Here is a 20,666-nt window from a genome sequence, read left to right on the forward strand (position 1 = left end):
ACCTGGCGTGGCAGGTACGGAGAATTCGACGCGGCCCAAACGCCAACGGCGGCCCTGGGGCCGCCGCTGTCCTGCGCGATTCGCCTCAGCGGTCGGGCAGGGTGATGTTGAGTTCGAGAATGGAGCAGCTGCCCTGGTTCTCGAGTTCCACCTGGATCTGGTCCTGCTCGATGGGCACATACTTGCGGATCACTTCCAGCAGGTCCTTCTGCAACTGCGGCAGATAGTCCGGCTGCTCGTGGCGACCCCGTTCGTGGGCCACGATGATCTGTAGCCGTTCCTTGGCTATCGAAGCGCTGTTCTGCTTCTTCCGATCGCGAAAGAAGTCGAAGATGCTCATTCGCCACCACCCCCGAACAGACGTTGCAGGAAGCCTTTCTTCTTCACGTCGAGGAAGCGATAGGCCACTTCCTTGCCGAGCAGTCGCTCCACGGTATCACTGTAGGCCTGGCCGGCATCGCTCTGTTCGTCGAGAATCACCGGGATGCCCTGGTTCGAGGCCTTGAGCACCGCCTGGGATTCGGGGATCACGCCGAGCAGGCGGATGGACAGGATCTCTTCCACATCCTCGACGCCGAGCATTTCGCCCTTGGTGACGCGCTCGGGGTTGTAGCGGGTCAGCAGCAGGTGTTCCTTGATGGCTTCCTCGCCCTTTTCGGCGCGGCGCGACTTGCTGGCCAGCAGGCCGAGCATGCGGTCGGAGTCCCGCACCGAGGAGACCTCGGGGTTGGTCACCACGATGGCCTCGTCGGCGAAGTACATCGCCAGGTGGGCACCTTTCTCGATCCCGGCCGGGGAGTCGCAGACGATGAAGTCGAAGGTCTGCTTGAGTTCGTTGATCACGCGCTCGACGCCGTCCTGGGTCAGGGCGTCCTTGTCGCGGGTCTGGCTGGCAGCCAGCACGAAGAGGTTCTCGAGACGCTTGTCCTTGATCAGGGCCTGGGTCAGGGTGGCTTCGTTGTTGATCACGTTGACGAAGTCGTACACCACGCGGCGCTCGCAACCCATGATCAGGTCGAGGTTACGCAGGCCGACGTCGAAGTCGACGATGACGGTCTTGTGTCCGCGCAGGGCGAGACCGGTACCAATGGCAGCGCTGCTGGTGGTCTTGCCGACGCCGCCCTTGCCGGAGGTGACTACGAGTACTTTGGCCAAACTGATTCACCTTGATCGAAAGTAATAACTGAAACGACTCGACGCCCTCGATGACGAGATTGCAGGCGTGTTCGCGCTTCGTTCGAGCCTTGGCGGCGCATCCGCCAATTGCGAAAAATTCGCGGAAGTATCCGTCAAAGGCGGGTGATGTTCAACACATCTCCCACCAAACTGACCTGTACCGGATTGCCCCACTGGGGATGGCGGCGCAGGTCCTCGGCGACCTTGTACTGGCCGGCGATGGAGAGCAGCTCCGCGGTCAGCTGCTGGCAGAAGATCCGCGCTTTGGTATCACCTTTGACGCCAGCCAACGCCCGGCCGCGCATGGGGCCGTAGACGTGGATGTTGCCATCGGCGAGCAGCTCGGCGCCCGGGCTGACCGGCGCCAGCACCACCAGATCGCCCGCCGGGGCATAGAGCTGCACCCCGCCGCGCACCGGTGCGGTGATGATCTTGGTGGGATTGATCACCGGCGCGGCCGGCTTGGGCGGCTCCACCGGCTTGGCCGGCTCGCGGTCGCGCGGCTCGACCTGGCGTTCGCGGCCGCCGGAGCTGGGCGGTAGGATCGGCAGGTCGTAATCGTTGGCGGCCGCCAGGTCGGAGCTGCGGCTGGCGCGCAGGGCGAGGGTACGCAGCCCGTGGCGGCGGCAGAGATCGAGGAGGGCGCCCAGGTCGAGCGGGCCGGCGTCGTCGGCGAGCTTGTCCAGGCCCAGCACCAGGGGCGTTTCCTGGAAGAAGTTGGGGGCCTGGGCGACCTTCTGGGCCAGTTGCCGGTCCAGGCGCCCCAGGTCATTGCGGAGAAGCTCCAGCACGGTCACGGCGAGCATGTTGCCCTTGAGCTGGAAGACGGAGTCGCTTTCGGAAGGATCGGCTGCGGTCATGGTGGGTACTTGTGCTTGGATGGCGGGACTTATAGCGGGATGCCTCGCCCGTCGCAACCCTCACCGGGCGATCCGGGTCGCGACTGTGAAGGCTACGGGAAAACGGCGCGAGGCCTGTAGAATGGCGCGACTTTTTCATGCAGGAGTTCCGATGGAGCGGCCGTCTTTCCGCCTCGCCTTTCTCAATCCACGTTATTGGCCGCTCTGGCTGGGGCTCGCGCTGCTCTGGCTGCTGGTGCAACTGCCCTACGCCGTGCTGCTGCGTCTCGCCCAGGGGCTCGGCTGGATCTTCTACCACGTCGCCGGCCAGCGCCGGGCGATCGCCCGCCGCAACCTGGAACTCTGTTTTCCCCAGCTCGACGAGCGGGCGCGCGACCGACTGCTGCGGCGCAATTTCGCCAGCAGCGCCATGGCCCTGCTGGAGATGGCCATGAGCTGGTGGTGGCCACGCCAGCGCCTGGCCCGCCTGGCCCATATCGAGGGGCTCGAGCACCTGCAGGCCGCCCAGCGCGACGGCCAGGGCGTGATCCTCATGGCGCTGCATTTCACCACCCTGGAAATCGGCGCGGCGCTGCTCGGCCAGCGGCATACCATCGACGGCATGTACCGCGAGCACAAGAATCCGGTGTTCGACTTCATCCAGCGCCGCGGTCGCGAGCGCCACAACCTGGACGCCACCGCCATCGAGCGCGAGGACGTGCGGGCCATGCTCAAGGTGCTGCGCGCCGGACGCGCCATCTGGTATGCCCCCGATCAGGACTATGGCGCCAAGCAGAGTCTCTTCGTGCCGCTGTTCGGCATTCCCGCCGCCACCGTGACCGCCACCACCAAGTTCGCCCGGCTGGGCCGCGCGCGGGTGCTGCCCTTCACCCAGGAGCGCCTGGCGGATGGCTCCGGCTACCGGCTGGTGGTCCATCCGCCGCTGGCCGACTTTCCCGGCGAGAGCGAGGAGGCCGATTGCCGGCGCATCAATCGCTGGGTCGAGCAGTGCGTCAGCCAGTTGCCGGAGCAGTACCTCTGGGCGCACCGCCGCTTCAAGACCCGTCCGCCCGGCGAGGCCAAGCTCTACCCGAAGAAGAAAGGCTAGATGAGCAGGGCGGCCGAGCGGCGTACGGGGCTGATCCTGGCCGGCGGCGGCGCCCGCGCGGCCTATCAGGTCGGGGTGTTGCAGGTGGTGGCGGACACCCTGGCGGTCCGTTCCGAAAATCCCTTTCCCATCCTGGTCGGTACCTCCGCCGGGGCGCTCAACGCCGCGGTGCTGGGCTGCGGGGCGCTCGATTTCGGTCGCGCGGTGGATCGCCTGGCCGCGGTGTGGTCAGGACTGGAAACCGCGATGATCTATCGCAGCGACTGGGGCGGAGTGACGCGGCAGGCGGCGCGTTTCGGTCTGCAGACGCTGTTCGGTGCCTGGCGCCAGGAACCGCTGGCGCTGCTCGACAACGCCCCCTTGCGCGCCCTGCTCACCCGCGAGCTGGACTTCTCCGGGATCACGGCGGCCTTGCGCCAGCGTGCCTTGCGAGCGGTGGCGGTCACCGCCTTCGGCTATGCCTCCGGGCAGGCGATGACCTTCTACCAGAGCCAGGGGGCGCTGGATCCCTGGTTCCGTCACCGCCGCGTCGGCGTCCCGGCGCGGCTGGCGGTCGATCATCTCCTGGCCAGTACCGCCATTCCGCTGTTCTTTCCACCGGTGAAGGTTGGCCGCGAGTACCTGGGCGACGGCTCGGTCAGGCAGACGGCGCCCATCAGTCCGGCGCTGCACCTGGGGGCGGAGCGGGTGCTGGTGATAGGGCTGGGTGCGCCTGGTGGCAACGAGCAGCGGCAGCCGGCACGGCCGCCCAGCGTGGCGCAGATCGGCGGCCACCTGCTCAACAGCACCTTCGTCGATGCCCTGGACAGCGATACCGAAACCCTGCGCCGGCTCAACCTGCTGAGCAGCGCCCTGCCGGCGGGCGATCCGGTCAGCGGCTGCCTCTGTCGTCCGGTGGAGATGCTGGTCATCTCGCCCAGCCAGCCCCTGGCGGACATCGCCACCCGCCATCGCCACCGCCTGCCGGTGGCGTTGCGGCAACTGCTGCGGGGCGTCGGGGTGAATCGGCCGTCGGGCAGTGCCCTGCTCAGCTATCTGCTGTTCGAGTCCGCCTATTGCCAGGAACTCATGGCGCTGGGCCGGGCCGACGCCCAGGCCCGGCTGCCCGAGCTCCGGGCCTTTCTGGCCAGCGCCTGAGACTTACTCGGCGATCTGCAGTTCCCGGGCCTTGGTGTAGAAGTAGCGGATCTTCTCGTACTCGAACGGCGAGTTGAGCTGGCCGTATCTCATGTCGGTGACATAGCGCAGGTTGATGCCGCGCAGCACGATGATCTCCGGATGGCGGCTGCTCTCGTCGCTGACGTTGAGGAAGTTCACCTGGCTCTCGGCGGCGAAGTCCACGGCCAGGCCGCCGGTGTCACGCAGGTTCGAGGGACCCAGGATCGGCAGCATCAGGAAGGGACCGTCGCCCACGCCATAGAAGCCGAGGGTCTGGCCGAAGTCTTCCGGTTGCTTGATCAGGCCCACCCGGGTGGCCGGGTCCCACAGGCCGAACACCCCGATGGTGGTGTTGAGCAGCAGGCGGCCGGTGGTGTCCAGGGCACGCCGACCCTTGAACTGCAGCAGGCTGTTCAGCAGGTTGTTGACGTCGCCCAGGTTGCTGAAGAAGTTGCTGACGCCGGAGCGGACGAAGCGCGGGGTGATATAGCGATAGCCGTTGACCACCGGCAGCAGCACCCACTCGTCCAGGCGATAGTTGAAGTGGTAGACGTGGCGGTTCCAGGATTCGAAGGGGTCGTAGACGTCCAGGGCGACCAGGGAGGCCCGTTCGAATTCGCGCTGGTCGAGCCCCGGGTTGTACTTCAGGGTCGACAGCGGATTGCTGAAACCGTCGGCCCCCACCGGCGCCGCCGGCATGGTGTCCGAGCCGATGGTCAGGCTGGAGGAGGGCGGTGGGCTCGACTCGGCAGCGAACGCCGAGGCACTGGCCAGCAGGAGGAGAGCGAGCAGGGACTTAACCACGGGCGAAGAACTCCAGCATGGCGTTCGCGTTGACGCGGTAGTTGAGATTGCCGCAATGGCCGCCATGGGGATAGACGGTCAAGCGATCGCCGAAGGTCTTGCGCAGGAAGCCGAGGTCACCCGGGCCGAGGATGATGTCGTCGGCATTGTGCATGACACCGATCTTGGGGCTGCTCTTGAGGTAGTCCTCGAGGGCGGTGAGGCTGGACTTGCGCGCCAGGTCGTCGAGGTTCTGCCCCTTGAACTTCTTCTGCCAGAACGGCATGACCTGCTCGGTCATGTAGCAGTCGAAGTCGCATTGCAGGGAACGGGCGAAGAAACGCGTCAGGCTGGTGCCCTCGCTGATCGGATAGGTCGGCGGGGTGATCAGGCCGCGGCGGTTGATCAGGTCGGAGGTGAAGGCGATGTCCGCCGCCGAGAAGCGGAAGGACGAGCCGATCAGCATGGCCAGTTCTTCGTTGCTCAGGCGTTCCGGCGAGCGCTGGAAGTCACGCACCACGGCATCGTTGAAATCGACGTAGCCCTTCTCCTGGAAGTAGCGGGTCAGCTTCGAGAGGATGAGTTCGTAGAAGGTGCGGTTGTTGGTGACACCCTTCACCTCGGTCTGCACCAGGCGATCCAGGTTGCGCACCGAGGTCAGCAGGTTGACCGGCGGATTCACCATCAAGACCTTCTTGAAGTTGAAGCTGCGCTCGCTCTCGTCGAGGTAGGAAACGAAGGCCGCATCCAGGCCGCCCAGGCTGTAGCCGGTCAGGTAATAGTCGGTGACCGGCAGCTTGGGATGCTGGGCGCGCACCGCCTGCATGGCGCGATAGAGATCCTCGGCATCGTGCGGGGTGTAGCCCGGGGTGGCGGTCCGCGAGACGGACACCATGAAGTCCCAGCTGGTGGGCGAGGACAGCTGCACCACGTGGTAGCCGGCCGCGTAGTACAGCCGCTTCAGGTATTCCTGGGTGCTCGAGGAGTAGTTCGCGCCGGTCCCGGCGATCAGGAAGATCAGCGGCGCCGGGTGGTCCTGGCGGGCCAAACGATAGTGGAATTTCTTCACCGGCCAGAAGTTGCCGGGCAGCTGGTATTCCCGCTCCGGACGCAGGTTGAGGCTGTAGTCGTCCTGGTCGATGGTGCTTTCGGGCGGCAGTTCCGGGCGGAATTTTTCCGGCGTGGTGACGATGGTCGCCTCGAACGGATTGACCAGGGGATAGCCGTAGGTCGCGGCATCCACTTCGGCTGCCGCCTGCGCGGTGCCATAGAGGCTGGAAAACAGCGCGCCCAGCAGGGCGGCGACGCGCAAGGGAAGACGCATGGACAGAGTCCTTTCAGAGGGCTGAGAGCGAAGGTAAGACAACGACGGGCCGATAGGTTGCATCGACACCCGCAGCTTTCTGCGAGGCGTCGATTACAGAGCGGTCTGTAGTCTGCGTCAAGCGACAGCCGTTGTCGCGAAACGTGCGGTTGTTGTCGCTAACCGGTCGCTATACGTCGTCCAGACGGTAGTGGCCATCTCGCATTGCCCGAATCATGGGAGTGGGGCAACCGCCCGAATTCCATAGCGAGAGGACTGCTGCATGAGCATGGTGAAGAAACTGTTGGGAATAGGACTCGGTGTCGCGCTCACCTCGGCCATGGGTCTGGCGCAGGCAGCCAAGCCCGAGATCACCATCGGCTACGTCGATGGCTGGGCCGACAGCGTGGCAACGACCCATACCGCAGCTGAAGTGATCCGCCAGAGCCTGGGATACGAGGTGAAGCTCATGCCGGTCGCCGCCGGCATCATGTGGCAGGGGGTCGCCCGCGGCAAGCTCGACGCCATGCTCTCCGCCTGGCTGCCGGTCACCCACGGCGCCTACTACGAGAAGATGAAGGACCAGGTGGTCGATCTCAACGTCAACACCCCTGACGCCAAGATCGGCCTGATCGTGCCGGAGTACGTCAAGGCCAACAGCATCGCCGACCTGCAGGCGCAGAAGGCCGATTTCGGCGGCCGTATCGTCGGTATCGATGCCGGTGCCGGGGTGATGCTCAAGACCGACCAGGCGATCAAGGACTACGGCCTGGACTACAAGCTGGTCGCCAGCTCGGGTAGCGGCATGATTGCCGAGCTGACCCGCGCCGAGAAGGACCAGAAGCCGGTGGTGGTGACCGGCTGGGTACCGCACTGGATGTTCGCCAAGTGGAAGCTCAAGTTCCTCGAGGATCCCAAGGGTGTGTTCGGCGGTTCCGAGCACGTGGACACCGTGGCCAACCCTGCCCTGGAAGCCAAGGCCAAGCCGGTCTGGGATTTCCTCAAGAAGTTCGCCTGGCAGCCGGGTGAGGTGAACGAGGTGATGCTGGCCGTGGAAGAGGGCCAGAAGCCGGAAGAAGCCGCCAAGGCCTGGATCGCCAAGCACCCGGATCGCGTGAAGGCCTGGTTGCCCTGATCCTGGGCTGAATGAACGACGGGCCCCACGGGGCCCGTTTTCTTGGCGGTTGCTCGCGCTTCGCTGCGCCTCTGGCCACTGGCGGCGAAAACGCCCAGGCCTGGTGTGGCGCCAGCTCGCGAACGTCCTAGCCGTGCAATTGCTCGGCGGCGTACAGGGTATTTTCCAGCAGGCAGGCCCGCGTCATGGGGCCGACCCCGCCCGGGACCGGGGTGATCCAGCTCGCGCGCTCGCGCGCGCTTTCGTATTCGACATCGCCCACCAGGCGACCGTCGGCCTGGCGATTGATGCCGACGTCGATGACGATGGCGCCCGGCTTGATCCATTCGCCCTTGACCAGGCCAGGCTTGCCGACCGCGACCACCACCAGATCGGCTTGGCGCACATGGTGTTCGAGCGACCGGGTGAATCTGTGGGTGACCGTGGCGGTGCAGCCGGCCAGCAGCAATTCCAGGGCCATGGGGCGTCCGACGATGTTGGAGGCACCGACCACGACCGCATCCAGGCCATAGAGATCGACGCCGGTGCTGTGCAGCAGGGTCATGATGCCCTTGGGGGTGCAGGGGCGCAGTTGCGGGTTGCGCTGCGCCAGGCGACCGAGGTTGTAGGGGTGGAAGCCGTCCACGTCCTTGTCGGTCCGGATGCGCTCGAGCAACTGGGTGGCATCCAGGTGCGCGGGCAGGGGCAGCTGCAGCAGGATGCCATCGACGCTCGGGTCGTCGTTCAGGCGATCGATGAGGGCTTCCAGTTCGGCCTGGCCCGTGCTGGCGGGCAGGTCGTGCGCATAGGAGTCGAAGCCGACCTCTTCGCAGTCCTTGCGCTTGTGCGCCACATAGACCCGCGAGGCGGGATCGTCGCCGACCAGGATGACGGCAAGGCCAGGGGCGCGCAGTCCGGCGCTACGACGTTGAGAGACTCGCTGGGCAATATCCTGGCGCAGGCGGGCGGCAATGGACTTGCCGTCGATCAGTTGGGCGGTCATGGGCGATTTCTGGTGGTGACGGAAATGAGGTCGGGTATTTTCGCATGGACGGGCCCGCTGGCAACAGCGACGGCTCGGCGGCGGCTAACTCATTCTTCTGCTTAAAAATTTTTTTAAAAATCTGTTGACGGCCTGGCGGTGGCTTTATAAGATTCGCCCCGCTTGCCGAGCACAGCCCAAGTCACTGACAAGGGCCAGGCAAGGGACTTCTCACCAAGGACGTCTCTGCCAGGGCAGCTGCCGAAAGGCGCCCGTAGCTCAGCTGGATAGAGCATCCGCCTTCTAAGCGGATGGTCGCAGGTTCGAGTCCTGCCGGGCGCGCCATTGGCGGTTCGGCGACGGCAAGCAGGCAAGATATGGTGGGCGTAGCTCAGTTGGTAGAGCACAGGATTGTGGCTCCTGGTGTCGTGGGTTCGATTCCCATCGTCCACCCCATATTCAGCGAACGCCAGACCTCCTGTCTGGCGTTCGTCTTTTAAGCGTCTCGCGGACGTGGTGGAATTGGTAGACACACCAGATTTAGGTTCTGGCGCCGCAAGGTGTGAGAGTTCGAGTCTCTCCGTCCGCACCAATCAAGCTGACCGGCCCAGGCCGGTTTTTTTGTGCCTGCGATAAGGCGAGCGCCGGTCGGTCTCGACGGCAGACGGGGAGCCGGACGCTGCCGAACGACTAGTGAAGGCACCGCAGCAGCGGGGCGAAAAGGGCGAAGGCGCCCAGCAAGGCGACGCCCAGCAGGTGTCTCGCGGCGCCCCGAGGCCCGTCGCTACCGCTGCTCCGGCGGCGAGGTGGCACTGGTGCGCCGGCCTCCGCCAGCGAATGCGGACGGGATGGGTCGAACAGGATGATCGAACGGGTCAGTTGCCTTCGCATGATTCGGCCTCTCGATATGTGCGCTAATCATTATTGCGACTATCTAAGAGTAGCCGGCTCCGCCGGTAATGCAAGTCCAGGATGCAAGGGGCGTCGCCCGCGATCCCGGCGCCCGATCCCGCGGATAAGGCCGTCCTGCCGAATTCCCTGAAGGGCCGGGGAGGGGGCGGTTGACGCTCAGTTGAGCGTTTCGGCCAGCAGGAAGAGGGCGCCGCCGATGGCTCCGCCACCGAGCAGTACCAGGCTCATCAAGGCACCGCCCACCAGTTGGGCGATGTCGTCGCTGATTTCGTAGTCCGTTTGCATGGCGAATCTCCGGAGCGGGATGCCTACCTGGATAGCAGCGATGGGTTACAGCACGACGACGGCGAAGGCCGAAGCGGCCGGCGTCGGGCTCAACTGGTCGCCCAGGTCAGCCAGAGGGTCTGCTCTTCGCTGAGCTGCCCGACCTCGCGCAGCGCCCGTTCGAGATCTTCCCGGACCCGGCGTTTCAACTCGGCATTGAGATCGCCCTGGCCGCTGGCGGCCAATTGATCGGCGAGCGAGAGATCCGCGGCGAGTTGGCGCATTCGAGGGGCGGTGAAATCCTTCTGCTGCATGGGCCACTCCTGTCTCCTTGATGAGGGGGAGTGTGGCACGGGCGCCGTGGACTGAACACAGACCTGATGACTATTGTCTGACGTGCTTGGTCGAAACTCGGACCCCCGACATCTGTTGCCGGTCGCTGGTCCGGGAATGCACGGTTTATCAAGGGAAGCATGGATCATGAGTGGGAAGTCGACGCGCAAGCTGCTGCTGTTGAGTATGGGTTTCGGTGTCCTGGTGCTGGCCGCCGTGGCGACTACCCACAAGAGCGATTCGACCAGCAGCGAGCCCGCCGTGGTGGCGACCACGACGCCACCGGTGGCCGCCCATGCGCCGACCACGGGTACCCATGCGACGGCCGACGAGCACAAGCAGGATCTGCCGAGTTTTCTCGCCGAGGCGGCACCCGCTCCCTGTGGCACCGCGATCCCCGCGACCATCACCGATCCCGCCTGCCGCGAGGCCATCGAAGCGCTCGCGCGGCGCGCCGGCTACGCCCAGGAGGACGTCACGGCCTACCTGGAGGCGCATCGGGCGCGGTGAGGTCAGTTCCTGGTACTTCTGGTTATAATCAAAGACCTTTTCAATATATGAAGGCATAAACTGAGTCGCTATCCTGTGCGGCCGCTAGATGAGCCGACCACGGCAATTGGGGCTGTAATGGATGTAGGGGTGACAGGCTTCGTGATCGCGGGGCTGGTAGTGGGTTTCATCGTCGGCATGACCGGCGTCGGCGGTGGGTCGCTGATGACGCCCATCCTGCTCTGGTTCGGGATCAATCCCGCGGCGGCGGTCGGCACCGACCTGCTCTATGCCGCCATCACCAAGGCCGGTGGCGTCTTCGTCCACCAGCGCAATCGCAACATCGACTGGAAGGTGACCGGCTGGCTGGCCGCGGGTAGCGTGCCCGCCGCGGCCCTGACGTTGCTCGCCCTGGCCCTGCTGCCCGGGGATCAGCACGCCACCAACGCGCTGATCAAGCATGCCCTGGGGACGGTGCTGCTGCTGACCGCGCTGGCGATCCTGTTCAAACGGCAGATCTTCGCCTTCGCCAGTCGCCATGCCGGCGACGGCTTCCATCTCAGCCCGGCGCGGCTCAATGGCCTGACGGTGCTGACCGGCGCGGTGCTCGGCTTCATGGTGACCCTGACCTCCATCGGCGCCGGGGCGCTGGGAACGGTGGCCCTGTTCCTGCTCTATCCGCTGCTGGCGACCCGTCGTCTGGTGGGCACCGAGATCGCCCATGCCGTGCCCCTGACCCTGGTGGCCGGCCTGGGGCACGCGGGCCTCGGCAATCTCGATTGGCACGTGCTGGGTTACCTGCTGCTGGGCTTGCTGCCGGGCATCTTCCTGGGCAGTCATCTGTCCGGCCGGGTACCGGATGGCGTCTTGCGACCCTGCCTCGCCGTCATGCTGGTGGTGATCGGCGCCAAGCTGGTGATCTGAACCGGTCGGCGCCGCCCAGGCACCGCCGATCGGGCGGCGCCTGGGCGTTCACCGGCGGTGAACAGTTCCAGGGTATCCGTGGCTCAATTTGTTATCGCAATCGCCGATAACCTGGCCACGAGTCCCCCGCCCCCTGGAGCTGCCCATGTTTCCCTCCGCTGCCGAGCCTGTCGCCGTCGATGAAGCTTCCGCCTACCTGGCCCTGCGCCAGGCGCTGGACCGGTCCTTGGCGGTGATCGAATTCGATCTGCAGGGCACGGTGCTGCATGCCAACGATAACTTCCTGCAGACCTTCGGCTACGGCCTGGACGAGGTCCGGGGCCGGCATCACCGTCTGTTCTGCCCGCCGGGGCTGGCGGAAAGCGAGGACTACCAGGCGTTCTGGCAGACCCTGGGCCGTGGCGAGTTCCACAGTGGCGTCTATCGGCGGCGGCGCAAGGACGGCAGCCTGGTCTGGATCCGCGCCACCTACAACCCCCTGCTGGACGCCGAGGGCAAGCCGCAGCGCATCATCAAGTTCGCCACCGACATCACCGAGAGCCGGCTGCAGGCGGTGGAGTACGAGGGCAAGATCGCCGCGATCCAGCGCGCCCAGGCAGTGATCGAATTCGATCTGCAGGGCAACGTGCTCTGGGCCAACGATAACTTCCTCGCCATGACCGGCTATGCGCTGGATGAGGTGCGCGGGCGCCACCACAGCCTGATGTGCCCGGCCGACTACGCCCGCTCGCCGGAATACGCCCTGCTGTGGAATCGCCTGGGCCAGGGCAAGTTCGATTCCGGGGTCTACAAGCGTATCCGGCGCGATGGCCGGCCGATCTGGATCCAGGCCACCTACAACCCCATCTTCGACAGCGACGGCCAGCCCTACAAGGTGGTGAAATTCGCCACCGACGTGACCGAGGCGCAACTCCAGGCCGCGGAATTCCAGGGCAAGATGGCCGCCATCGACCGCGCCCAGGCGGTGATCGAATTCGATCTGCATGGCAACATCCTCGCGGCCAACGAGAATTTCCTGTCCGCGCTCGGTTATACCCTGGAAGAGGTGCGCGGCAAGCACCACCGGATCTTCTGCGAGCCCGACTACGCCCGCTCGCCGGCCTATCGGCTGTTCTGGGAGAAGCTCGGTCGCGGCGACTTCGATGCCGGGCTGTACAAGCGCCGCGCCAGCGACGGCCGCCAGGTATGGATCCAGGCCACCTACAACCCCATCCTGGATGCCGAGGGCCATCCGTACAAGGTGGTCAAGTTCGCCAGCGACGTGACCGAGAGCCAGCTGCGCAACAGCGACTACGAGGGCAAGGTCGCGGCCATCGACAGGTCCCAGGCCATCGCCGAGTTTTCCGTGGACGGCACGGTGCTGACGGCCAACCGCAACTTCCTGCTGGCGCTGGGGTACCAGGCCGACGAGGTGGTGGGCAAGCATCACCGTATCTTCTGTCCCGACGACTATGCCCGCTCGGCCGAATACCGGTTGTTCTGGGATAAGCTGGGCCGTGGCGAATTCGATGCCGGGGTGTACAAGCGGCGCAACAGCCGTGGCGAGGAAATCTGGATCCAGGCCACCTACAACCCGATCTTCGACGCCGACGGCAAGCCGTGCAAGGTGGTGAAGTTCGCCGTGGACATCACCGAAAGCCAGATCCGCAACAGCGACTACGCCGGCAAGGTGGCGGCCATCGACCGCGGCCAGGCGGTGATCGAGTTCGACCTGACCGGCAAGATCCTCGAGGCCAACCGCAACTTCCTGGCCACCCTCGGTTATCGGCTGGAGGAGATTCGCGGCCAGCACCACCGCATCTTCTGCGAAGCCGAGCACGTGTCCTCGGCGGAATACCGCGAATTCTGGGCGCGCCTGGCCCAGGGCGAGGTATTCGGCGGGCGATTCATGCGGCTGAGCAAGTTCGGCCAGCGGATCTGGATCCAGGCCACCTACAACCCGATCTTCGATGCCGAGGGGCAGGTGCACAAGGTGGTCAAGTTCGCCACCGACATCACCCGGCAGGTGGAGATGGAGCAGCACGTCCGGCAGAAGATCGAGCAGATGAATCTCTCGCTGCACGCCCTGACCCGCTCCATCAACCAGATCGCCGAGACCACCGACGACGCCAACCGCATGGCCCGGCGGACCCTGGAGGAGGCCGAGCGCGGCTCCCTCACGCTGACCCGTTCGCTGGAGGCCATCGAAGCCATAGGCACCACCTCCGGGGGGATCCAGGACATCGTCCAGGTGATCAGCGACATCGCCAACCAGACCAACATGCTGGCCTTCAACGCCGCCATCGAGGCCGCCCGCGCCGGCGAGCACGGCCTGGGTTTCTCGGTGGTGGCCGACGAGGTGCGCAAGCTGGCCGAGAAGTCGTCCCAGGCGACCAAGGAAATCAACAAGCTGATCCTGGAATCGGTGAAGAGCATCGCCCAGGGCAGCGAGATCTCGCGCAGCGTCGGAGAAGCCTTCGGCATGATCGCCGAAGGGGTGGGCAAGACCCAGCAATCCATCGAGGCCATCAACGGCTCGACCGCGGCGCAGCTCGACGATGCGGCACGCGTCAACCAGCTGATCCAGGAACTGGATGCGGCGACCACCCTTGCGCCGGTCACCGGGGGGACGCGAGCGTGACCCTGAACCAGGGTGTCGTGCGCATCGGCGAACTGGAAGTCGCCATCGCCGCCCTGGCCCTGGAACGGGTAGTGGCCTGGCCGGAGCGCCTGGCCCATCATCCGAGCGAGGCCCCCTGGCTGCTCGGCCTGTTCGAATTGGGCGGCCGGCCGCTGCCCCTGATCGATGGCCATCGGCTGCTGGGGCTGCCTGCGGGCGACGGCGAGCGGCGGGTCGCGGTGATTCGCCATGGCGGTGGGCGCTTCGGCCTGAGCATCGATGGGGTGGTGGACATCATCAGCCCTGAACGCGAGGCCATCGTCCAGCTGCAGGGCGGCCCCGGCCGGCTGCTGGGGCGTATCCACCTGCACGCGGAACGGGGCCGGCTGGTGCATTTCCTCGACCTGGCGGCGCTGGCCGCGCTGCCGGGCTTCGAACTCAGCGCCGAGACCGCGCCGGCCCAGGGCGACCTCGCCGCGCCGGATCGGCAACGCGAGCGCCTCTACCTGGTATTCGAGTGCGACGGCCGCCGCCTGTGCCTGGATGCGGCGGTGGTCCAGGAACTGGTGGATCGCCCCCAGCTCGTGCCGAGCGACTTCGCCAGCGACAGCTGTCGCTACCAGGTGCCGCTACGGGGCCAGACGCTGCCGGTGCTGGAGTTGTCCGAGCTGTTGGGACTCGTCGCGCCGGCAGCCAGCAGCCGCCAGCATCTGCTGGTGCTGGCGGCCGGAGCCGAGGGCGAGTATCGGGTGGCCTTCGGCTTCGAGCGCCTGGTCGGCATGTGGCGGCGCGATCCGGCACGCTGCGCGCCACTGCTGGGGTTCGGCCTGGCGCAGCCGGAGCTGCTGCGCGGGGTGTTCAGCGAACCGGATGGCGACGCGGCGGTGGTCATCGACCACGAGGCGCTGGGGCGCCAGGAGGCGGCGGTAGCCTATGCGCGCATCTACCGTACCAACCGCAATCTGCTGGCCGAGCAGCGCCAGCAGGGGCGCCGCCAACCCTGCCTGAGCTTCCTCGCCGGACCGCTGTTCGCCGTACCCCTGGAACAGGTCGCCGAGGTGCTCCCCCTGCCGGCGCGCTACCTGCGCCTGGGACAGCCGGATCCGCGGTTGTTGGGGCTGATGGAGGTACGTGGCCAGCAGATCACCCTGGTCTGCCTGCGCACCCTGGCCGGCGAAACGGCCGCGGCGCCTACCCCCGACGATCAGGTGATCGTGGTGGCCGGCCAGCGGCAACGCCTGGGCTTCGTGGTGCAGCGGGTGGAGGCCATCGACACCTTCACCGACTTGCGTGAGGACGCCCTGGCGCGCAGCTGGCAATTGCCGGGCGATGGCGGTGTGATTCCGGCCCAGCGGGCGCAGAGTTGGGTAGGGATAGGGACGCCGGGGAAGAGCCGTCAGGCGACCCTGATCGACCTTCAGGCGCTGGTTCGCCGACTTGAAGGGCTGGCTCCCGAGGCGCGGCCGGAGCGCATCGCCGCGGCGATGTGAGCCGGCCGTTCGTCGTCTCGCCGAACGGTCGTCCGCCCGCGCAGCAAGCCGAGGGATTCGGCAGTTGGCCGGCCCTGACCGAAGCGACAGGGGCAACCTAGAGCCACTGCCGCTTCGCCAGCCAGTCCCGGCCCGCCGCGCGGCCGAACCGGCGTCGGCGCCAGCGGGCGTTCGCGCGCACGCACGTTGATCGGGGCCTTGTCAAGAAAAGCAGCGGCGCGTCGAACCAGAGGAAGACACAACTTTCCTGGGTGATCCCATGTTCAACTCTTCGCTCAAACGCCGCATTGCCGAACTCGAAGCCGAGTTGGCCGACCATCGTCAGCTACGCGCGGCGTTCTGCAATGATGCCCTTTGCCTACTACTGGACGCCCAGGGCCGAATCGAGGAATTCAACGAAAACTTCGCGCGCTGCCTGGGTTACGCCCTCGGTAGCCTAACTGGCCGAAGCGTCGATGACATCATTCCCGACTACGTGAAGTGCCTGGAGTGCTACCGGGACCTCAAGCGCAGTTTCAGCGAGGGGCGTCAGATCAGTGGCATCTATCGCCTGTTGCGCGGGGCCGGCGGGGTGGCCTGGCTCTATGCGATCTGGACGCCGGTGCGCGACGCCCAGGGCCAGGTCCGGCAGATCCGCTGCTACGCCTACGACCGTACCGAGCAGGTGGAAACCTCCACCGAGCATTCGGGCATCATCAATGCCCTGCTGAGATCCACCGCGGTCATCGAATTCAACCTGGCCGGCGAGGTGCTCACCGCCAACGAGAGATTCCTGCAGGGCATGGGCTATTCCCTGGCGCAGATCGTCGGTAAGCACCATCGGCTGTTCTGCACCCGCGAAGAGGCCGAGTCCGTCGACTATCGGGCCTTCTGGGAGCGATTGAACCGGGGTGACTACGTGGCCGGCCGCTTCAAGCGGATCGATAGCCACGGCCGCACCGTCTGGCTGGAGGCCTCCTACAACCCGGTCCTCGACACCCGCGGTGAACTCTACAAGGTGATCAAGTTCGCCACCGTCATCACCGAGCAGGTCGAGCAGGAACTAGCCGTGGCCGAGGCCGCTCGAGTCGCCTTCGACATCTCCCAGACCACCGATGAAAGCGCACGCCAGGGCGCCGCGGTGGTGCAGGACACGGTGGCGGTGATGACCCGCATCGCCGATGAGATCCAGGTCGCCGCCAACGGCATCGAGGACCTCGGCAAGCAGTCGCTGGTGATCAGCGCCATCGTCAAGACCATCAGCGGCATCGCCGAGCAGACCAATCTGCTGGCGCTCAACGCGGCCATCGAGGCCGCCCGCGCGGGCGAGCAGGGGCGTGGCTTCGCCGTGGTGGCGGACGAGGTCCGCCAACTGGCCGGCCGCACCAGCAAGGCCACCGAAGAAATCGTCGGGGTGGTGCAGCAGAATCAGCAGCTGGCACAGACGGCGGTCAGCAACATGGCGGCCAGTCGGCAGCAGGCCGAACAGGGACTGCAGCTGGCCAGCGACGCCGGCGTCCGTATCACCGAGATCCAGGACGGCGCCCGCCAAGTGGTGGGCGCGGTCAGCCAGTTCGCCCGGCGGCTGAGCTAGCGCTCGGCGCCCCAGCCCGCCGCGCTGTACCACTGGTAGCCCTGCGTCGTGAGTTCCAGCCAGCGGCCCTGGTGGATGACCAGGCGGGTGGCTTCCTCGGCGCTGGCCAGCCCGGTGGCCACCAGCAGACTGCGGATCAGGGCGCCATGGCCGACCAGCAGGGTAGGGCCATCGAGCCCTTCCAGGAGCGGGCGCACGCGCTCCGCGACGTCCGCGTAGCTTTCGCCATTGGGCACGCGAAAGGTAAAGGGCTCGCGAAGGCGGTGCGCGTATTGCTCGGGGTAGCGCTGGGCGATGGTGGGCATGTCCAGCCCCTCCCAGTCGCCGAAGGCCTTCTCCGCCAGCCGGGAATCGGTACCGCGCGTGCGCGGGCTGCCGGGACATTGCGCCAGGATCAGCTCCAGGGTAGCGCTCGCGCGCTGCAGCGGACTGCTCAGACAGGCGAGGGTGGTGATGTCATAACGCTCGCGCAAGGCGAGGCCCAGGGCCTCGCCTTGCGCTCGGCCGCGGGCGTTCAGCGGGATGTCCTGGCGACCCTGCAGGCGGCCGCTGGCGTTCCAGTCGGTTTCGCCGTGACGGATCACCAGCAAGGGATGGGGTAACCGCACAGGCATCAATCCAGGGCCGTGGGAAGGGTGAGGAGGAAGCGCTGGCGCCCGTCCTCGCTGCGTGCGACCAGGGCACCGCCATGACCGCGGACGACCTCCTGGGCGAGGTAGAGCCCGAGGGCGAGGGACGGGGGCTGGCCCGCCGTGGCGGGCGCCAGCGCCGGCTGGAACAGCCGGGTGAGGTCGGCAGGCTCCAGCACAGGGCCGCCGCTCTCCACCTCCAGCTGGTAGGTCCGGTCATCCAACTGGCCGCGCAGGGTGATGGGGCCAGCCGGCGCACTGTGCGTGGCGGCCTGTTCCAGGACGGCGCGCAGTGCCTGCAGCAGGCGTGGCAAATCGAGGCGCAGCGCGGCCGGCAGCGGCGGCAGCTGGTGCTGGAAGGTGTGCTCGGGAAACTCCCCTTGCAGCGTTTCCAGCAGGGCTGCGAGGCGCTCGTTCACCTCGGCCACCAGCGTTCTCTTCAGCGGCAGACCTGCTCCCAGGCGCGCGCGAACGAAGTCGGCCGCCGCGGCGCTTCGGCGGGCCAGCCGCTGCGCCTCGGTCTGCCAGCGTCCCGCGTCCTGCGCGTCCGCGTGGACGGTCTGGGTCGCCAGGGCCTGCAGCGGGCGCTGCAAGTCCTGTTCGAAGAGGACCAGCAGCTGCTCGCACAGGGTCGCCAGGTCCACGGCGCCGCGCGGACCGGCGGTCTCGTCGCGCCGCTGTTCTTCCCGGGCGATCAACTCCCCCAGCAACCGGGCGAAGCCTTCCAGGGTATCGACTATCGCCCGTTGCTCCAGCCGGGGCGCGGCGTGGCGGTCGAAGGCGCAGAGGGTGCCGAAGAAGGTGCCATTGGGCCGGAACACCGGGACCGACAGATAGCTCTTCCAGCCATAGAGGCCCGGTGCCGGGTGGTCGCAGTAGGTGGGATTCTGCTCGACGTCGCTGATGACCACCGAGTCGTGGGACGAACGCACGTGGTTGCAGAGGGTGGATTCGAGATCCAACTCGACGCCGGGCTGCAGGCCATAGGCGATGCGATCTTCCACCGCGCAGGCGACCCAGCGCTGCTCGGTGACCTCGGCGACGGTCGCGACGTTCAGGCCGCTGACGTCACAGACGACCTTGAGGAGTGCGGCGACGGATTCCAGGGACGCCAGCAGTTCGATGCTTTCGACGGCGCTGGAGGGATGGCTGGGCATGGGTGGGGCTCTTCGATGGACACGGCTTGAACGCTAGGCCAAGAGGCGCGGAAGGGCAACTCCAGCGCTGCGCCTGGCGACCGGCTGGAGGCGCGTCAACCGATCAGATCGGTCGCATAGGCCAGCACCGTGAGGCACAGCAGGACCAGCAGCAGGTTGGCCGGGGTGATGCTTTTCATCAGTGACATCCTCTCACGCAAGGGCTTTTCCGTGGCCAGGTACACCTGAAAACGCCGTGTTGGCGCCAGGGACCCCGTGGGGTGGAGCGGGTGGATTCATCTCTGCGTCTCTAGACTGCCGACAAGGGACAGCTGTCGGAACGCCACTGTCGCCGTTCGTTCAGCGCTTGCCAGGGGAGCTGCGACGTCTGGTCGAAGCGACGGCGCGAGCGGTGTGCGGTTGCCAGGCGCGAAGCGACCCGGTAGCGTGATGCCCATGCGAACCTTCCTCTGCCCCATCAGCGCCTATTACCCCTACCTGACTATCAGGTGGTAGGGACTGCGCTGCATGACCGAACCGCCCAGGGCGGCTCGGTCAAGGCAACTTCTCCTGGTCTCCCGGGCACCGTCCAGCCACAGGAGACACCATGGACAGCACCACCCAAGACCTGCTCGCCACCCTCGACGCCCGCGGTTTCATCCACCAGACCACCGACCGTGACGGTCTCGCGCGCGCCTTCGCCGCCGGGCCGGTGACCGGTTACCTCGGTTTCGACGCCACCGCCGACAGCCTGCACGTCGGCCATCTGCAAGGCCTGATGCTGATGCGCTGGCTGCAGCGCGCCGGCCATCCCATCCTGCTGCTGATCGGCGGCGCCACCACCCGCATCGGCGATCCGAGCTTTCGCGACCGCAGCCGCCCGGTACTGACCCAGGGCCAGATCGCCCTGAACATGGCCGGCATCGTCAAGGCCTTCCAGCGGTACCTGGAAGCGGGCGACGACCATGGCCGCGCCCAGGTGGTGGACAACGCCGAATGGCTCGACGGCCTCGGCTACCTGGACTTCCTCGGCGCCGTGGGCCGACACTTTTCCGTCAATCGCCTGCTGACCTTCGATGCCATCAGGAATCGCCTCGACCGCGAGCATTCGCTGTCCTTCGAGGAGTTCGGCTACACCCTGCTGCAGGCCTACGACTTCGTCGAACTGTCGCGGCGCTATGGCTGCACCCTGCAACTGGGCGGTGCCGATCAATGGGCCAACATCATCAATGGCGTGGAGCTCTCGCGCCGCCAGGGTGGTCCGCAACTCTATGGCCTGACCATGCCGCTGCTGGCCACCCGCGACGGCCGCAAGATGGGCAAGTCGGCCCAGGGCGCGGTCTGGCTCAACGAGGCGCGGCTGCCGGCCTTCGATTTCTGGCAGTTCTGGCGCAATTGCGACGATGCGGACGTCGAACGTTTCCTGGCGCTGTTCACCGAGCTGCCGCTGGACGAGGTGCGCCGGCTCGGCGCCCTGGGCGGGACGGAAATCAATCTGGCCAAGACGGTACTGGCCAACGAGGCGACCCGGCTGGCCCATGGCGAGGCCGCCCAGCGCGAAGCCGAGGCGGCCGCCGCCGAGGTGTTCGCCGAACGCGACGGCAGCGGCCAGTTGCCGGAACTCGCCGTGAGCCGCGCCCGGTTGGTAGCGGGGGTCAGTCTCGTCGAGCTCCTGGTGGACAGTGGACTGCAGCACTCGCGCAGTGCGGTGCGGCGGTTGGCGGAAGGGGGCGGTCTGCGGTTGGACGAAGAGCTGGTAGTGGATCCCGACGGCCAGCTGACGCTGGCGGATGCCGGCCGGCGGGTGAGCCTGGGCAAGAAGAGGCATGTGCGCCTCGCGCTGGTGGACTGAGG

17 protein-coding genes, 3 tRNA genes and 4 pseudogenes are annotated in these 20,666 nt (G+C 66.5%); 14 read left to right on the forward strand and 10 right to left on the reverse strand.

Features of this window, described 5'->3' with window-relative positions:
• Window positions 1–85 precede the first annotated feature (85 nt).
• From minE to minC, 3 genes are all read right to left on the reverse strand, one after another.
• On the reverse strand, window positions 86–340 hold the full coding sequence (gene minE, locus FSV73_RS23930; protein WP_007162175.1) for a cell division topological specificity factor MinE: 255 nt from the start codon (window positions 338–340) through the stop codon (window positions 86–88).
• Entirely contained in the window at window positions 337–1,155 is an 819-nt protein-coding gene (minD, locus tag FSV73_RS23935) for a septum site-determining protein MinD (protein ID WP_027597673.1), read from the reverse strand. The genes minE and minD overlap by 4 nt, the downstream gene beginning before the upstream one ends.
• Window positions 1,156–1,289: 134 nt before the next feature.
• Window positions 1,290–2,036 carry a septum site-determining protein MinC gene (minC, locus tag FSV73_RS23940; RefSeq protein WP_145012589.1) on the reverse strand — a complete coding sequence of 249 codons (747 nt, stop codon included), beginning with the start codon at window positions 2,034–2,036 and terminating at the stop codon, window positions 1,290–1,292.
• A gap of 151 nt (window positions 2,037–2,187) precedes the next feature.
• Between minC and FSV73_RS23945 the strand changes: the two genes are divergently transcribed.
• Window positions 2,188–3,123, forward strand: coding sequence for a lipid A biosynthesis lauroyl acyltransferase (locus FSV73_RS23945; protein WP_145012592.1), 936 nt, complete (start codon window positions 2,188–2,190; stop codon window positions 3,121–3,123).
• Entirely contained in the window at window positions 3,124–4,260 is a 1,137-nt protein-coding gene (locus tag FSV73_RS23950; RefSeq protein ID WP_145012596.1) for a patatin-like phospholipase family protein, read from the forward strand.
• Window positions 4,261–4,263: 3 nt separating this feature from the next.
• Here the strand turns inward: FSV73_RS23950 and FSV73_RS23955 are convergent, their stop codons facing one another.
• Window positions 4,264–4,980, reverse strand: coding sequence for an MlaA family lipoprotein (locus FSV73_RS23955; RefSeq protein ID WP_260856155.1), 717 nt, complete (start codon window positions 4,978–4,980; stop codon window positions 4,264–4,266).
• A gap of 97 nt (window positions 4,981–5,077) precedes the next feature.
• Window positions 5,078–6,388, reverse strand: coding sequence for a serine/threonine protein kinase (locus tag FSV73_RS23960; protein WP_145012602.1), 1,311 nt, complete (start codon window positions 6,386–6,388; stop codon window positions 5,078–5,080).
• Window positions 6,389–6,650: 262 nt separating this feature from the next.
• On the opposite strand from FSV73_RS23960, the gene FSV73_RS23965 reads away from it, so the two are divergent.
• Window positions 6,651–7,502 carry a glycine betaine ABC transporter substrate-binding protein gene (locus FSV73_RS23965; RefSeq protein ID WP_145012605.1) on the forward strand — a complete coding sequence of 284 codons (852 nt, stop codon included), beginning with the start codon at window positions 6,651–6,653 and terminating at the stop codon, window positions 7,500–7,502.
• A 127-nt stretch (window positions 7,503–7,629) separates the two neighbouring features.
• Here the strand turns inward: FSV73_RS23965 and folD are convergent, their stop codons facing one another.
• Entirely contained in the window at window positions 7,630–8,484 is an 855-nt protein-coding gene (folD, locus tag FSV73_RS23970; protein WP_145012608.1) for a bifunctional methylenetetrahydrofolate dehydrogenase/methenyltetrahydrofolate cyclohydrolase FolD, read from the reverse strand.
• Between the two features lie 247 nt (window positions 8,485–8,731).
• Here folD and FSV73_RS23975 point away from each other — a divergent pair.
• The 3 genes from FSV73_RS23975 (at window position 8,732) to FSV73_RS23985 (ending at window position 9,055) form a co-directional block, all read left to right on the forward strand.
• Window positions 8,732–8,808: transfer RNA gene (locus tag FSV73_RS23975), tRNA-Arg, on the forward strand.
• Window positions 8,809–8,843: 35 nt separating this feature from the next.
• Window positions 8,844–8,919, forward strand: a tRNA-His gene (locus FSV73_RS23980).
• A gap of 51 nt (window positions 8,920–8,970) precedes the next feature.
• Window positions 8,971–9,055 (forward strand) — tRNA-Leu (locus FSV73_RS23985).
• 476 nt (window positions 9,056–9,531) lie between these two features.
• Here FSV73_RS23985 and FSV73_RS25885 read toward each other — a convergent pair.
• Window positions 9,532–9,660, reverse strand: coding sequence for a hypothetical protein (locus FSV73_RS25885; protein ID WP_260856153.1), 129 nt, complete (start codon window positions 9,658–9,660; stop codon window positions 9,532–9,534).
• 89 nt (window positions 9,661–9,749) lie between these two features.
• Window positions 9,750–9,953: a hypothetical protein gene (locus FSV73_RS23990; protein ID WP_145012611.1), complete on the reverse strand. Its 204-nt coding sequence runs from the start codon at window positions 9,951–9,953 to the stop codon at window positions 9,750–9,752.
• A gap of 166 nt (window positions 9,954–10,119) precedes the next feature.
• Between FSV73_RS23990 and FSV73_RS23995 the strand changes: the two genes are divergently transcribed.
• The 7 genes and pseudogenes from FSV73_RS23995 to FSV73_RS26310 all read left to right on the forward strand — a co-directional run.
• Entirely contained in the window at window positions 10,120–10,482 is a 363-nt protein-coding gene (locus FSV73_RS23995; RefSeq protein WP_145012615.1) for a hypothetical protein, read from the forward strand.
• 117 nt (window positions 10,483–10,599) lie between these two features.
• Window positions 10,600–11,385 (forward strand): sulfite exporter TauE/SafE family protein, encoded by a 786-nt coding sequence (locus FSV73_RS24000; protein ID WP_145012618.1) that lies wholly within the window; start codon window positions 10,600–10,602, stop codon window positions 11,383–11,385.
• Between the two features lie 145 nt (window positions 11,386–11,530).
• Window positions 11,531–13,393: pseudogene (locus FSV73_RS24005) on the forward strand (PAS domain-containing protein); the annotation flags it as partial.
• Between the two features lie 165 nt (window positions 13,394–13,558).
• Window positions 13,559–14,005 (forward strand): annotated as a pseudogene (locus tag FSV73_RS26300) (methyl-accepting chemotaxis protein); the annotation flags it as partial.
• Window positions 14,002–15,474: a chemotaxis protein CheW gene (locus tag FSV73_RS24010; protein WP_145012624.1), complete on the forward strand. Its 1,473-nt coding sequence runs from the start codon at window positions 14,002–14,004 to the stop codon at window positions 15,472–15,474. The pseudogene FSV73_RS26300 and the gene FSV73_RS24010, both read left to right, overlap by 4 nt.
• Before the next feature lie 259 nt (window positions 15,475–15,733).
• A pseudogene (locus FSV73_RS26305) lies at window positions 15,734–16,504 on the forward strand (PAS domain-containing protein); the annotation flags it as partial.
• 105 nt (window positions 16,505–16,609) lie between these two features.
• Window positions 16,610–17,047: pseudogene (locus FSV73_RS26310) on the forward strand (methyl-accepting chemotaxis protein); the annotation flags it as partial.
• On the opposite strand, the gene FSV73_RS24020 reads toward FSV73_RS26310, so the two are convergent.
• Window positions 17,044–17,655, reverse strand: a complete 612-nt coding sequence (locus FSV73_RS24020) for a histidine phosphatase family protein (RefSeq protein WP_186309328.1) — start codon at window positions 17,653–17,655, stop codon at window positions 17,044–17,046. The pseudogene FSV73_RS26310 and the gene FSV73_RS24020 sit on opposite strands and share 4 nt — an antisense overlap.
• 5 nt (window positions 17,656–17,660) lie before the next feature.
• A complete protein-coding gene (locus FSV73_RS24025; RefSeq protein ID WP_145012634.1) occupies window positions 17,661–18,833 on the reverse strand; it encodes a GAF domain-containing sensor histidine kinase in 1,173 nt (390 codons plus the stop codon).
• Between the two features lie 586 nt (window positions 18,834–19,419).
• On the opposite strand from FSV73_RS24025, the gene tyrS reads away from it, so the two are divergent.
• Window positions 19,420–20,664 carry a tyrosine--tRNA ligase gene (gene tyrS / locus FSV73_RS24030; RefSeq protein WP_145012638.1) on the forward strand — a complete coding sequence of 415 codons (1,245 nt, stop codon included), beginning with the start codon at window positions 19,420–19,422 and terminating at the stop codon, window positions 20,662–20,664.
• Window positions 20,665–20,666 lie beyond the last annotated feature (2 nt).

Source organism: Pseudomonas oryzihabitans, from assembly GCF_007665395.1.
Taxonomy (GTDB): Bacteria; Pseudomonadota; Gammaproteobacteria; order Pseudomonadales; family Pseudomonadaceae; genus Chryseomonas; species Chryseomonas psychrotolerans_C.

Excerpts from the sequence above, each read along its gene's own strand:
- minE (WP_007162175.1), bottom strand. The coding sequence starts at position 340 with ATGAGCATCTTCGACTTCTTTCGCGATCGGAAGAAGCAGAACAGCGCT.
- minC (WP_145012589.1), bottom strand. The coding sequence starts at position 2,036 with ATGACCGCAGCCGATCCTTCCGAAAGCGACTCCGTCTTCCAGCTCAAG.
- FSV73_RS23945 (WP_145012592.1), top strand. The coding sequence starts at position 2,188 with ATGGAGCGGCCGTCTTTCCGCCTCGCCTTTCTCAATCCACGTTATTGG.
- FSV73_RS23950 (WP_145012596.1), top strand. The coding sequence starts at position 3,124 with ATGAGCAGGGCGGCCGAGCGGCGTACGGGGCTGATCCTGGCCGGCGGC.
- FSV73_RS23955 (WP_260856155.1), bottom strand. The coding sequence starts at position 4,980 with ATGCCGGCGGCGCCGGTGGGGGCCGACGGTTTCAGCAATCCGCTGTCG.
- FSV73_RS23960 (WP_145012602.1), bottom strand. The coding sequence starts at position 6,388 with ATGCGTCTTCCCTTGCGCGTCGCCGCCCTGCTGGGCGCGCTGTTTTCC.
- FSV73_RS23965 (WP_145012605.1), top strand. The coding sequence starts at position 6,651 with ATGAGCATGGTGAAGAAACTGTTGGGAATAGGACTCGGTGTCGCGCTC.
- folD (WP_145012608.1), bottom strand. The coding sequence starts at position 8,484 with ATGACCGCCCAACTGATCGACGGCAAGTCCATTGCCGCCCGCCTGCGC.
- FSV73_RS25885 (WP_260856153.1), bottom strand. The coding sequence starts at position 9,660 with ATGCAAACGGACTACGAAATCAGCGACGACATCGCCCAACTGGTGGGC.
- FSV73_RS23990 (WP_145012611.1), bottom strand. The coding sequence starts at position 9,953 with ATGCAGCAGAAGGATTTCACCGCCCCTCGAATGCGCCAACTCGCCGCG.
- FSV73_RS23995 (WP_145012615.1), top strand. The coding sequence starts at position 10,120 with ATGAGTGGGAAGTCGACGCGCAAGCTGCTGCTGTTGAGTATGGGTTTC.
- FSV73_RS24000 (WP_145012618.1), top strand. The coding sequence starts at position 10,600 with ATGGATGTAGGGGTGACAGGCTTCGTGATCGCGGGGCTGGTAGTGGGT.
- FSV73_RS24025 (WP_145012634.1), bottom strand. The coding sequence starts at position 18,833 with ATGCCCAGCCATCCCTCCAGCGCCGTCGAAAGCATCGAACTGCTGGCG.
- tyrS (WP_145012638.1), top strand. The coding sequence starts at position 19,420 with ATGGACAGCACCACCCAAGACCTGCTCGCCACCCTCGACGCCCGCGGT.